The organism is Microcoleus sp. Pol7_B2 (genome assembly GCF_036701035.1).
GTDB lineage: Bacteria > Cyanobacteriota > Cyanobacteriia > Cyanobacteriales > Microcoleaceae > Microcoleus.
This window is the reverse complement of the sequence record NZ_JAUBQB010000002.1, coordinates 33485-46277: the sequence shown is the minus strand read 5'-3', so window position 1 is coordinate 46277 and position 12793 is coordinate 33485. Positions and strand designations below refer to the sequence as shown.

General features: G+C 44.7%; 10 protein-coding genes. 5 read left to right on the top strand and 5 right to left on the bottom strand.

The features are described from left to right. Position 1: 1 nt before the first annotated feature. Positions 2 to 1585 carry a DUF2079 domain-containing protein gene (locus tag QUA57_RS01210; RefSeq protein WP_333059084.1) on the bottom strand — a complete coding sequence of 528 codons (1584 nt, stop codon included), beginning with the start codon at positions 1583 to 1585 and terminating at the stop codon, positions 2 to 4. A gap of 127 nt (positions 1586 to 1712) precedes the next feature. Here QUA57_RS01210 and dxr point away from each other — a divergent pair, with 127 nt between their 5' ends. After that, the gene (dxr, locus tag QUA57_RS01205) at positions 1713 to 2903 is read left to right on the top strand and encodes a 1-deoxy-D-xylulose-5-phosphate reductoisomerase (RefSeq protein WP_333059054.1); all 1191 of its coding nucleotides are present in this window, start codon (positions 1713 to 1715) and stop codon (positions 2901 to 2903) included. Positions 2904 to 3132: 229 nt separating this feature from the next. On the opposite strand, the gene QUA57_RS01200 is transcribed toward dxr, so the two are convergent. Further along, positions 3133 to 3645: a phosphoribosyltransferase family protein gene (locus QUA57_RS01200; RefSeq protein ID WP_333059055.1), complete on the bottom strand. Its 513-nt coding sequence runs from the start codon at positions 3643 to 3645 to the stop codon at positions 3133 to 3135. Between the two features lie 54 nt (positions 3646 to 3699). On the opposite strand from QUA57_RS01200, the gene QUA57_RS01195 reads away from it, so the two are divergent. After that, positions 3700 to 4449, top strand: coding sequence for a pentapeptide repeat-containing protein (locus QUA57_RS01195; RefSeq protein ID WP_333059056.1), 750 nt, complete (start codon positions 3700 to 3702; stop codon positions 4447 to 4449). 148 nt (positions 4450 to 4597) lie between these two features. Here the strand turns inward: QUA57_RS01195 and QUA57_RS01190 are convergent, their stop codons facing one another. Beyond that, positions 4598 to 4798 carry a hypothetical protein gene (locus QUA57_RS01190; protein ID WP_333056545.1) on the bottom strand — a complete coding sequence of 67 codons (201 nt, stop codon included), beginning with the start codon at positions 4796 to 4798 and terminating at the stop codon, positions 4598 to 4600. A gap of 703 nt (positions 4799 to 5501) precedes the next feature. Next, positions 5502 to 5699 carry a hypothetical protein gene (locus QUA57_RS01185; protein WP_242724634.1) on the bottom strand — a complete coding sequence of 66 codons (198 nt, stop codon included), beginning with the start codon at positions 5697 to 5699 and terminating at the stop codon, positions 5502 to 5504. 1648 nt (positions 5700 to 7347) lie between these two features. On the opposite strand from QUA57_RS01185, the gene QUA57_RS01180 reads away from it, so the two are divergent. Further along, a complete protein-coding gene (locus QUA57_RS01180) occupies positions 7348 to 7527 on the top strand; it encodes a hypothetical protein (RefSeq protein ID WP_333034761.1) in 180 nt (59 codons plus the stop codon). 323 nt (positions 7528 to 7850) lie between these two features. On the opposite strand, the gene QUA57_RS28595 is transcribed toward QUA57_RS01180, so the two are convergent. Next, on the bottom strand, positions 7851 to 7979 hold the full coding sequence (locus tag QUA57_RS28595) for a transposase (protein WP_445304449.1): 129 nt from the start codon (positions 7977 to 7979) through the stop codon (positions 7851 to 7853). Positions 7980 to 8836: 857 nt separating this feature from the next. Here QUA57_RS28595 and QUA57_RS01175 point away from each other — a divergent pair. Both QUA57_RS01175 and QUA57_RS01170 read left to right on the top strand, forming a co-directional pair. After that, positions 8837 to 9700 (top strand): calcium-binding protein, encoded by an 864-nt coding sequence (locus tag QUA57_RS01175; protein ID WP_333059057.1) that lies wholly within the window; start codon positions 8837 to 8839, stop codon positions 9698 to 9700. A 276-nt stretch (positions 9701 to 9976) separates the two neighbouring features. Further along, positions 9977 to 12781, top strand: a complete 2805-nt coding sequence (locus tag QUA57_RS01170; RefSeq protein ID WP_333059058.1) for a tetratricopeptide repeat protein — start codon at positions 9977 to 9979, stop codon at positions 12779 to 12781. Positions 12782 to 12793: the final 12 nt, after the last annotated feature.

Here is a 12793-nt window from a genome sequence, read left to right as displayed (position 1 = left end):
TTTAATCAGCCCTTCGTTTAAATAGCAGGACTTCGTTTTTTTGATAAGTTAATTTAAAATCGGGAGAAGTTTTAAGTTTATTTGCTAACGTAGCACCAAGTTTTTCAGTATCAGGCCAGGGATGGCGCAGATTTAATAATATGTATTGAAATTCAGCTAAATTTGTTTGGGGCGAAATTTGTGACAGCAATTTTACTATGGGGCGGTGGGTAAAGTGAGGGGCAAGTCTATTATCTGTTAAAATACTGCTTTGCGGTTGAACTTGTGCGACTGCTTCGCGTGTAGCTTGCCAGGTATCCAGTCGATTTATGTACAGATAAAAATCTTTATATTCGCCCACACATAGGAAAATTAGTAATGACCAAATTATCATGATTCTCGGCAGTTGAATTCCCTGCCAAAGTTGAGAAATTCGGAAGTTTTTAAATTGTGGCAGATTGACCCATGTTAAAAAATGTTGCTTATTTGCTTTATCCTCTTCCTGGTTGCCTTTTATTTCTTCCCTGTTCCTTGTTTCTTCCTTCGCGATTACTGCTAAAAATAAAAATGGAATTACAGGGACTGAATACTGATAGGCTAAGCTGCGTTGAAATGACAAGTCAGAGAGGATATTTATCAGCAGGGTAGGGATGGCAGGAATTAGGGCGGTTAAATATTTTAGGCGTAGTTTGCCGGAAAATGGCAATAGCAGCCAAATCACAGGTAAGGTGAGGAGAAATAAATATTTGAATGTATCGAATGAAAAGATTTTTCCTAATACTAACTGTGGTTTTAATATGAGATTGATGATAATTTCTACTACGGATTTGCCTAAATAGCTGTAGCGCGCGACTCCAGCGACTTCGCTACCGCTAAAGAAGGGGATGATTTTCTGGGAAGCTATCAAAAACCAAGCTGCACCTAGCAAAAGTGCGATCGCCCCGTACCGTTGCTTTTTTTCGCAAAAAAACAGCCAGAAACCCATAGCAACAACGGTTAGGGACAAAACCGCCTTGCAACTGAGAACTAACACAATAGCGGTACAAAACCACACAATTTTATTTAAACGCGCTGCCAAAATTGCTGCCAAAAGTGCGGGTAAAGCGATTACTTCCGGGTGAAAATCAAATAAATTGATGTTAAATACCACCGGATAGAGCAAATAAATCAATGCGATCGCACGCGATTGTTCTTGATTTAAACCTGCCAAACGCGCTAAACTCCACGTAGGCCAAGCCCCCAGGGATAATGCAACTGCTTGTACCAACAGCAGCCAATGCACATCCGGGTAAATTTTGTACAGCCAAGCTAGCGGATAATAGATTACCGCTGCGTGATCGCCCAAAATATGCATCCTCATTAAAGAAGAAAAAGGCGTTTGGTTTTGGCTGATCAAGTAAATTGCTTGGTCAAAAATTCCCAAATCGAAAGCAGTTGATTGGAATAAAGCGTGCCGTAAACTGCTACACAAAAAGAAAATTGTCGCAGCAGTAGCGATCGCCCAAACCAAACTCGACGGTAGCTGCGATCGACCTTCCTCTATATTTTCGGCGATCGAGACACTGATGTCCTCACGGTCATCAGCAAAATTTTCCCTATTCTGCATGAAATCTGGCACTAGGTGGTCACTCAAAATATGATTCCATCGAATGTGCTTTCCACGCAATAGTTAACCACTAATTTTTATCCCCGCAATCGTAATATTAGAATAATCCACAAAACATTAAAAAATTGTGAAAGCAATAACTCTTCTCGGTTCCACAGGCTCCATCGGCACTCAGACTCTGGATATTGTAGCTCAATACCCCGATCAATTTCGGATTGTCGGGTTAACCGCGGGACGAAATGTAACGTTGCTGGCCCAGCAAATTCGCGAATTTCGACCGGAAATTGTCGCGATTTGCGACGAAGATAAATTACTGGAATTGAAGGAGGCGATCGCAGATCTCGACCCTCAACCTATTTTACTTGCTGGCGAGTCAGGCGTTGTCGAAGTTGCCCAATACGGTGACGCTCAAGCCGTCGTCACGGGCATAGTTGGCTGTGCCGGTTTGCTGCCAACAATTGCGGCTATCAAAGCAGGCAAAGATATCGCCTTAGCAAATAAAGAAACATTAATCGCAGGGGGCCCCGTTGTCAACCCCTTAATCGAAAAATACGGTGTTAAAATATTGCCTGCTGACTCGGAACATTCAGCAATTTTTCAATGCCTGCAAGGTGTTATGGTTGGCGGGTTGCGGCGAATTATTCTCACTGCTTCGGGCGGTTCTTTTCGAGATTTGCCGATCGACAAATTAGCCGCAGTAACAGTAGCCGATGCCTTGAAACATCCGAATTGGTCTATGGGGCAGAAAATCACGATCGATTCTGCTACTTTGATGAATAAAGGATTAGAAGTCATTGAGGCTCATTACTTATTCGGAATGGATTATGACGACATTGATATTGTCATTCATCCCCAGAGCATAATTCACTCGTTAATTGAGCTGCAAGATACCTCAGTTTTGGCGCAATTGGGATGGCCGGATATGCGCTTGCCGCTGCTTTACGCTTTGTCTTGGCCGGAGCGAATTCATACAGATTGGGAACGGCTGGATTTGGTAAAAGCTGGGGATTTGACTTTCCGAGAACCAGACCACGAAAAGTATCCTTGTATGCAGTTGGCTTATGCGGCTGGACGTGCGGGCGGTTCGATGCCGGCGGTGCTGAATGCGGCAAACGAACAGGCAGTAGCGCTATTTTTGCAGGAGAAGATTCAGTTTTTAGATATTCCGAAGCTGATTGAGAAGGCGTGCGACAAACATCAAACCGATAACTGTGAAAGTCCTGGTTTAGACGATATTTTGGCCGCGGATAGGTGGGCGCGGCAGGAAGTTTTGGCAGATAGTATGGAATTGGGCGATCGTATTCTTTCGATTCGCTAATTGTATCAGCAGACTTGCACTTAGCCACAAGCCCGCCGAGGAATTAATTCCCCGTCTCATAGCTAAAGTCGGTTGAAACCGACTGCCCAACCTTGATAAATATCCAGTCCTCTTTCAGAGGACTTTAGCTATGAGACAGGGGTTTTTAACCCATGGCGGACTATGCCAAAAAGTGCAAGATATCGGCAAAATTGTATAAAAAATTGACCTGATTTTAGTCTTTTATTGACTAACTCCCAACTTTCGCCACCAAATCAGCCGCACTCATTTTTTCGTACATTTCAAACGGTTGGTGAATCCAAGGATTGTCAGCCAAATAATCTACATAATAATCCGGCTTTGCCACAGAACAAGCTTTGTACCAAAGCACAGCAGTCCGAATTTCCTGAATATCCTCGCCGTAGCGACTCTTGAGCCAAGCGATACCTTGCTCTAAACTAATTCCCGAATCCACCAAATCGTCAATCAGGAGAATGCGGCTGCCCAAATTATCGCCCACCATTGTCAAATCGCGGGCAAACTCGATCGCACCCCGGACATTTCCCTCTGCCCCACCATAGGACGAGGCCGCTAAAATCGCCAGAGGTTTGTCGAAAATCCGTGACAGAGTATCTCCAACCCGCAGCCCTCCCCTGGCCAGACAGACAATTCGATCGAATTTCCAGTGAGATTCCTCAAGTTTTACAGCCAAATCCTCAATTTTCCGATGGTACTCAGGCCAAGAAACGTAAAGGTCACTCATTCCTAATATTATTGAAATATCAAAGGTATTATTAATTATTTTGGGGAAAATGACATGGATGCAGATGAACTTCTCAGACGGTATGCAGGCGGAGAACGGGTTTTTCACAAAGTAGACCTGAGCGGTGCCCATATGTCAAGGACAAATTTGCGCGATATTGACCTGAGTCACGCTAATTTAAAAGGTGCAAATTCGATCGGTCTCACCCTCTACAGAGCCAATCTGTATCAAGCAGATATCAGCCAAGCCAACCTCTCCCAAGGCAACCTCATGTCCGCTAATTTTGGCGAATGCGAGGCGGTGGGAGCGAACTTGAGCGGAGCCATCTTGCGGAGTGTCGTCTTCAGCGGGGCCGATTTAACGGGGGCGAGTCTCAGGGGTGCAGACATGAGAGATGCAAACCTTCAGGGGGCAATTTTGATTCAAGTTTATGCAGTTAACGCTAACTTGCAAGGTGCAAACTTGACACAAGTAAAGCTTTGCGGAATCAACCTGAGCAAAGCAAATTTAACGGATGCGAACTTAACACAAGCTGACCTCAGCCGTGCTAACCTAACTCAAGCAAATTTGAGTTGGGCTAATTTGACGGAAGCAAATCTGGAAAAAGCTGATTTGAAGGGAGCCGATTTGAGCGGAGCTAACTTGAGCTGTGCAAATCTCCATAAAGCAGATTTGAGCGGAGTTTCCCTTAAGGGAGCAAATCTCCGGGGAGCAAACTTGCATCAAGCTTCTTTGCGCGGGACAAATTTGGATGAAGCGAATCTGAGAGAGGCCATGATGCCTGACGGCACAATCTCTGACTAAATAAGCTGAGAAAATAGAAGTTAAAACCGCAGGGTGCCTGTGGCGCACCCTACATTTAGGCTAATGCCTGATTTTTTTAAGGGGATTTAATTCTGCCTTTAAGTGACAGTGCATTTAAAGAGTAGTGGCAAAAAATTTAGAACCGACTTTAATCTACAACTTTCAGCCAGCCACGGCGAACGGCGTGGAGCAAGCGGTTGATGGCTGTTTGATCTTCTTCGGTAAGACAGTCATTTAACAGGGCTGTCTTGAGCTGTTGTCGGTGAGTGGGAGTCAGCAGACCGGAGTGATATACCTGAAAGACTAGCTCTGCAATAGTAAATTGAGGTAAAAGCGTTTGGGTGGTCATCATGTGTGTTTTTTTTTTACTGACTCTTGACAGTATTGACTGATTTTCCCAATTTTTATGTGATTCAACTACGGGAGTAAATGTGATCCATTGGCTCTTGATGAGTGATTTGTGTCAGCCGGACTAGGGAATTGGATATGTCCTCGATAGCCCTGCTACTTGAAACACCAACTCTGTCCCGATTCCTCGCTTTTGGCAACTCCGAAATCTCTACTTTTTGTCAAGAGACTGTGACAAATTTGTTAATATTTATCTATTAATAGATTACTAATGACTGCTAGCTAAATCGCTTGGCTTAATTCAACGTAAAACTTTGACGGTGTTTATAAACCCGCTTTTACCTAGATTTACCTAGTTTCTTGGTGTGGTCTTTGTTCCGTGGATATACTTAATAACCCGCCCAAAAACCGATACAAGTTTCCGACAGGAGGGGCCATCCGCCCCCAATTTTAAGCTCTAGTTCAAGCTCCCACATTCATCTGTGAAGTCAATCTCAAATCTCAAATCTCAAATCTCAAATCGACTGGCTGCTTCAAATCAAAAATCCCGGCTTCTTCAAGAAACCGGGTCGAGCTTTTTGATCGCAGTACAATTTTTTTGGGAGAGGGTTAATGGAGCGACCTACTCACGAAAATCTTATTGTTGGCAAAGCTTGACAGGAGAGAAAGGAGAAATACTAATCTCAACTTCTTGTGTGAGGAGACTAATCGGAAATCCTGACCCATCCGCGGCGGATGGCGTGCAGCAGGCGGTTGACTGCATCTCTGGCGTCTTCGCTGAGAGCGCTTTGGCAGAGTTCCCGCAATCCGTGGCTTTGAGTGCGAGTCAGATTGCCTGAATGGGTGACTTGATAGAACAGTTCAGCGATCGCCCGATCAGATTTTAAAGTCAGAGCTTGCATGAAATCTCGTTGAACTCGACTATTATAATATCGAGCATTTGAGAAAAGAGTAGGGTGATTGCAGTCGGCTAAGCTGTGTGATCGTTCTCGGCTCGATTTGTGACCAAAGTCGGCCACTATAAGTGATTTAAATCACATAAAACCACAGATCTCGATCGCATAAGCTATAATTTGGGTGGTATCCTCAAGGTTTGACAAAACCTCGAAAAGCTCTGAACGCAAGGCTTTAAGAACCCAATACCGCCGCGCAGCGGGAGTAAGTCCGCTCTACATCGCAGGCTCTGGACTTGGATAGCTGTGAAACTTTGGGTTTTAGACACTTGCAGCTTGCAGCTCAGGGCATAAAGTTGCGATCGGCGAGCCACACCCTGAGATATAATAATTATAAATACTTCTATCCCATCTATAGACAGGCCGGTAAAAAAATGATAATGATTAGCTACTTTTCGATTGCCTTAATCGTTTTTCTTGTTTGGTTCAAAAGTTTTTGGAATGATACAGCCACATCTAAAAAAGACGTGATATCTTGGATAGCCTTAATAATGGGGCCTCTGTTTTGGCCTGTTGTTCTGCCCCTATCCCTTTTGCAAATTACCAGCAAAAAGTCTGTGGTAAAAACAGCTCAATGCGAGCAAGAATTCTAATAAATTGTGGAAGTAACTAGCTTCAACAAAGTCCCTTATCTCGTCCTAAATTATTCTGCGTCCATCGCTCCTGGCAGCGAGTAATTTATCTTTTTTAATTGTAAAAAAAATGCAGCTAGAAGGTAGAATCCAATAAAAATTCTGAATCCTAAAACAGTATTTTTTTACCGCTATCAAATTCTGCCTTCTGCTTTTTGATCCCGCCCAAAAACGGATACAAGTTTCCTACAGCAGTCGGCAGCAGCCCTTAATTTTCGGCTTTTCTTCAAGCTCTCCGATTCCTCTGTTGAATAAATCTCAAATCTCAAATCGTTCAACTGAGCGAGATTTACTCAGGGCTCGCCGAACGTCTCACGCAGAAGTATCCAATCGAGTGATACCTAATTTTCTTCGGTGACCTTGTGAATTAATGGTGCGGCTCAGTCAAAATTGTTCAGGCAAAACTGTCAGACCGAAATTGTCGGACAGCGACCACAATATTTTTTTAGTCAAAAATTATCTGCCACCTCAACCAAGCTCAAAATTAATATGTAATGTAACATGGCCTGTTGTTTGCAAAAATATAACTTCAGACATATTTTCGCCTGCCGCTGACCAACTTAAGAATTTTCATTACTTCTGGCCGCTGCGTACAATTCATCGAAAGTGGGAAAATCCTGGCCAGGCGTGGAAAAACAGCTAGGCTCTTTGCCATTTAAGCTTTTCGAGCTCCCTTTATTCAAATCTTAGTAGTTCTAAACAGGAAATTGTAGAGTTCGTTTGCGTCCAAAATGCCTAACTCTTACCGCAGTTAGATAGACAATTCAAGGCAGAGACTGCAATATGAAATAGGCAACAAAAACTCTTTCAAATCTCAAGTACGACTTATTTTTGGCGATCGGGCATCAGGAGTGTATAACGGGAGCCAGCTAAGTTTTTAGAGGTACGAGATGTTTGGGAACTTCTAAAAAAAAGTGCCGTCACGGTATCCAAATTCGTTATTTGCATAGAAAGTAGGAGTCAAAATGAACGAAGTATCTGAGAAACCAATTTATAGAGTTCTTAATCTATTGTCGCTGCTAGCGCTGACCTACTATGCAGCTACTTCCATCAATTATATTTTCGAGAGTGACGCTCACATCTACAAGTACGACAGCCATAGTAATTCCAACGCCTCACCAGCGCAACTAGAAGCACACCGCTAGGAATAAATTGTAGAGATTTTCTCTGAATGAATGCCGAACCAAATTTCTGGAATTTTGCTGCTCGTTAATGCTCAGCTCGAATTTAACCACAATTAGTAAAAAACTCTTTGCTAAAAACTTAATATTTTCAATCACAGGTATTAGCCATCGAATGTACCACAAAAATTAACTATATTAATTGGTTCTCAAAAGAGACCAGAGTGATGAAAGGATCGTCAAGCATTTTCATCAGTAAGAGCATTAATAGCTTTAGTAATCGCTTCATCAAGAAGATTTGAAGGTGGATATGCTTCAGAACGGAAAATCGCTTTGATTTTTGCCCACTACAACTCGATGGGAGATAAATCCGGCGAGTATGGAGGTAATAACTTTACTTGGGAGCCGAGGATAGATACCATCAAAAAAATGACGGCTTCAGCATTATGAATAGGTAAATTATCCATCACTACAATTGCGCCAACCGATAACTGCGATTCATCTGTGGACTAAATCTAAAATCTAAAATCTAGTGACAGTACCGTCACAAATCTACCAGCTCACCGTTCATTCCAACTTCACCAAAAGACGATCGCTGCATTGTCTGTTGTCCGGATGGATGCGGCTCATGGTTGAAATGACGGATTAGGGTTGAAAAACTGGGTTTTTTAGCCCTAATCCTGCGTTGAGCGTGAGGGATTGGGCTGGAAACATCAAGGTGATGAGGCTCAAAAGTCCGTCGGGGACTGGGTTGGGACGCACTTTTGATTAAATACGGCCTCCAGCGTGCGCGGGCTTGCTTTCAAAGCCAGTTAAAAAATTTTGATTTCTGGGGAACTATTGGCGAAAATCAAAAGTCTGGTCAACTACAGTGTACTTAAAAGAAATCGCCGCTCAGTTCCAGCCCCATTGCGGGCGATCGAACTCTCCGGCGATCGACAGTGCCAAGGACCCGGTGCAACTTCTCAATCTTGAGAGCATACTCCGATTAAAAATGGTCTCTGTGTATCTTCCGGGTATTGTTTTAATAATGACTAGCCATATCGACGGTCATTATGGTAAACTCGCAAACGTTTAAGTGGAATATTTTCGTGTTAGAGGAGGCAGTGGTGGAGTCGAGAGTCAAAAGCAGGAAACAACCGAGATTTGCTGCTCAACGAATACAGGATTCAACTCGCGCTCCGAGGCTCGCTGCTGACAAATTAAATTACATGACAGCTTATAGCAGCCGGGTCAATTAGGGTCTCAACCGATGTCCGGTTTCATTTATTGAATCCCTTTGGAGGGAAAAGTGTATTGTAGAAAAATGATTGATCTTTTAGGAGGAGTGTAAATGACACAGGTAACTAATCCAACACAGCCAGCAAGTTCACTACCAGGTGGTAGTGGTGGCACTGGCTCAACAGTTATCGGCATCGCCGGCGCCAACAGGTTGAACGGCAGCGAAGGCAGCGATATCATCCTGACTTTTGCGGGCGCAGATGTGGTCGCCGGTGGCGGTGGCGACGACCTGATTATTTCCGGAGGCGGAAATGACAGTATCGGCGGCGGCGGCGGCAACGATAATATCTTTTCAGGCAGCGGCGCCGATGTTGTAGCTGGTGGCAGCGGCGACGACCGGATCTTTGCTGGTAAAGGGGATGACCTCGTAGACGGCGGTGATGGCAATGACTTGGTTTCTGGCGACAACGGCAACGACACCGTACTCGGTGGCGGTGGCAACGATACAGTCTTTGGTGGCCGAGGCAACGATATTGTCAGCGGCGACGACGGCAACGACAGCCTGTTCGGCGGTAAAGAAAACGATACTGTCAATGGCGGATCGGGCAATGACTTTATCTCTGGCGACAGAGGCGCTGATGTCCTGACCGGCGGTGCTGGCAGCGATACGTTCTACTTCTTCTCCAGCGGTGGCGATTATCCCGTAGACACGATCACTGACTTTACCCCAGGCGAAGATAAGATCCGCTTGAAGCAGGGTGGTGTGTTCTCTGGTTTGGGTAGCAGCTTCGAGGCAAGCGAGTTTGTCGTCGTTTCTAATTTCAACGAAGCTACTCCAGGAACAGCCACGAGCAACAAGTTGGTCTACGACCCAACAAGCGGTAAGTTGTTCTTCAACGGCACCAGCGGAGTTCTAACTGTGGCTCAGTTGCAGCCTGGCCTGACAATTACCTCGAACAACTTCGAGTTGTTCTAAAACAACTGGCTGTTGTGGGGCGGCACCGGATAAGATTCGGGGCTGTTCTCACAAAGCCGGTAGTTTTAAAGGATTTCAACCTCACTCTGCTACAAGCGGGGTGAGGTTGAAATATTCAATGCAGGAACTACAGCAGGGGCCGTAAAAAAAATCGATCGACAGTTATTGATAAAATTAATCGATCGCCCGATGGGGCAAAATATAAATACAAAGTTTTTAAATTAGAATTTCTAGGTTTTACTGAAGCGGTAAAGAAACCGCAACTGCTGGCTAGCAATGAGCACTGAAGAATATATCCGGCAAGCCCAAATTTATTTGAACCGGGGGAAGTTAACTGAGGCGATCGAGTTTTGCAAAAAGGCGATCGAACTTCAACCGTTTTCGCCCTCGGCTTACACGACTTTAGGCGAAATTCTCGAAGCTCAAGGCGATCCGACGGCCGCAAGAGACGCTTTTGTGCAAGCTTTGGAGATTTCGCCACAGTTTTTTCTGGCTCATGCTTATTTGGGTCAACTTTATAGCGACTATGCGTGGCTGGATGAAGCGGTTTTTCACTACCGACAAGCTCTGGATTTGAAACCAGATTGGGGGGAAGTTCATTATAACTTGGGAAATGTTCTTCACAAGCAGGGTAATTTGTTGGGGGCGATCAACTGTTACCGAAATGCGATCGCCCAAAAACCGGATTATCTCGATGCTTTATACAATCTGGCTGTGGTTTTAGATGAAAATAGTCAGCTCGAAGCGGCAATGGATACCTACCGACAGGCTATCGCTCTGAAGCCGGATTACGTGGAAGCTTACAGCAATCTGGGTGTGATTTTGCTTAAGGACGATCGAGCTGCTGAGGCGATCGAGGTTTACCAGCGGGCGATGGAGATTAAGCCGGATTGGGCGACGCTGCACAATAATTTGGGTCAAGCCTTGCTGGACAAAAGTCCGGAAAGGGCGATCGCATCTTACCTCACAGCTATTGAGTTGGAGCCGGACATGGTTTTGGCTCACTACAATCTAGGGAAAGCGTGGCAATTACAGGGGGAACATTCGGCGGCTCTTGCTTGTTTCGATCGCGCGATCGAGATAAATTCCGACTATATTTCGGGCTATACAGACGCCGGGTTTTCTTTGATGGTTTTGGGCAAAATTGCTGAAGCCATGCCTTATTTTGAGAGGGCAATAGCTCTGAAGCCTGATTTTGTTGAGGCTTACTGCAGCTTAGGAGACAGGCGCCGAGTGGCGGCGGTAGAAGATGATGAATTGTCAAGGGCGATCGCTGCGTGCGATCGATTTCTCACAGCACTAACTGGAAGGAAGAAGGAAGAAAGAAGAGGGAAGAAGGAAGAAAAAGAAACTATTCCCAATGCCCAATGCCCAATGCCCAATGCCCAATTACCAATGCCCAATTCCCAATTACCAATTGCTGAAATTTGCGATAATTTAGCCGAAATTTACTTGCATTTGGGAAATGCTTTAACAGAGTACGGCGGAAACGAATCGGCAGCCGTTTATTATCAAAAAGCTTTGCAAATTCAGCCCAAAAATGCAGAGCTTTACTGGCGGGTGGGAAATTCCTTAGCCCAGCAACAGCGGTTTAGTGCAGCAATTGCAGTTTACCACATGGCTTTGAAGATTCAACCGACTTTACCGCAGGTTTATTTTGAGTTGGCAAAACTGCTCGAAAAACAGGGGCGCTGGGAACGGGCGATCGATTATTATCAAAAGGTTTTAGAGCTGCAATTGCACGGATATGGGGAGCAGAAACAGTGGAAAAAAGAGAGTTTTATTTCGCCTGCTCACAATTCTCTAAAACCTCCTCACGGTATTTATTTATCGAGTTGGGATTGGCTGGTTAATGCTAAGTTAAATGTTGACAATTATGTGGAAATATTTTGGAAATCGGCACCAGAAGCAAGTGCAGAAAATATTCCGAATTCCCAATTTGCGCTCGCCAATTCCAAATTGGCAAATTCCGAGTGTACCGGGTTAACTTGCGGGCTGTGTTTGCAGCGACTTTCTAAGTGGTTCGATCCGGTGCATTTGGGTTGGGGAGTTTGCCGTTTGTCCAACTCGCAACCGATACCTGTGGAGTCGCCCAAGACTTTTGTGGCGGCAATTCCCAACGGTCGAGTTTGGAGTGTTCCGCAGGAAAATTATTGGCTGATTTGCAAGGCGATCGCTGTAATTACTCCTGACAATTATTTGTTGGGTGATGTGTCGAGAGATTATCCGGGGTTTTTACCTGGATGCGAAAAGCATGATATTAGAAAACACAGCGTTTTTAATTTAGAATTATTCCCGCCTCTCAAGCAAATTGACGGCAGAGTGGCGGTGCTTTCTGGTTTGTCGGGAAATGTCTATTTTCACTGGATGGTTGACGTTTTGCCGAGGATAGAATTGCTGCGGCACAGCGGTAGGGATTTGGCGGAAATTGATTGGTTTTTGGTGAATAGTTGTCAGCACCAATTTCAGCGGGAAAGTCTGAGAATTCTGGGCATTCCCGAAGAAAAAGTATTGGAGAGCGATTGCTTGCCTCACATACAAGCAACAGAGTTAATTGTGCCGTCTTTTCCGGGATATTTGGGCTGGCCTTCTGGGTGGGCGATGGATTTTTTGAGGCGCGAGTTTCTCAAGGGAATTATACCTAGTTCGAGCTATCCAAAACGCATTTATATCAGCCGCAGCAAAGCAAGATATCGACGAGTTTTGAACGAGGAAGATGTGGTTGAGGTTTTGGAGAAATTTGGCTTTGTTTCTATTTTACCTGAGTCGATGTCTTTGGCAGAGCAAATTGCTCATTTTTACCACGCTGAGGTGATAGTGGCAGCCCACGGCAGCGGCTTGACAAATACGATTTTTAGTCGCCAGGGAACTAAAGTAATTGAGTTAGTGTCGCCTCACTATATCAGCCATTATTACTGGGGAATCAGTCAATATTTGCAGTTGAAACATTACTTTTTAGCGGGGGAGGCTTTTGAATGCTATCCTATTAGACAGTTGATGTATCAGAATTCGCTGACTGAGGATATTTTAGTGAACTTGAGTTCGCTGAAAAGGATGGTTGAAGTGGTGGGTTTGGGTTAGTTGGTGTCTGGA

What these genes read in the sequence shown, in the direction of transcription:
- QUA57_RS01185 (WP_242724634.1), bottom strand. Translation starts at nt 5,699, where the DNA reads ATGCAAGCTCTGACTTTAAAATCTGATCGGGCGATCGCTGAACTGTTC.
- QUA57_RS01210 (WP_333059084.1), bottom strand. Translation starts at nt 1,585, where the DNA reads ATGCAGAATAGGGAAAATTTTGCTGATGACCGTGAGGACATCAGTGTC.
- QUA57_RS01175 (WP_333059057.1), top strand. Translation starts at nt 8,837, where the DNA reads ATGACACAGGTAACTAATCCAACACAGCCAGCAAGTTCACTACCAGGT.
- QUA57_RS01190 (WP_333056545.1), bottom strand. Translation starts at nt 4,798, where the DNA reads ATGACCACCCAAACGCTTTTACCTCAATTTACTATTGCAGAGCTAGTC.
- QUA57_RS01170 (WP_333059058.1), top strand. Translation starts at nt 9,977, where the DNA reads ATGAGCACTGAAGAATATATCCGGCAAGCCCAAATTTATTTGAACCGG.
- QUA57_RS01195 (WP_333059056.1), top strand. Translation starts at nt 3,700, where the DNA reads ATGGATGCAGATGAACTTCTCAGACGGTATGCAGGCGGAGAACGGGTT.
- QUA57_RS01180 (WP_333034761.1), top strand. Translation starts at nt 7,348, where the DNA reads ATGAACGAAGTATCTGAGAAACCAATTTATAGAGTTCTTAATCTATTG.
- QUA57_RS01200 (WP_333059055.1), bottom strand. Translation starts at nt 3,645, where the DNA reads ATGAGTGACCTTTACGTTTCTTGGCCTGAGTACCATCGGAAAATTGAG.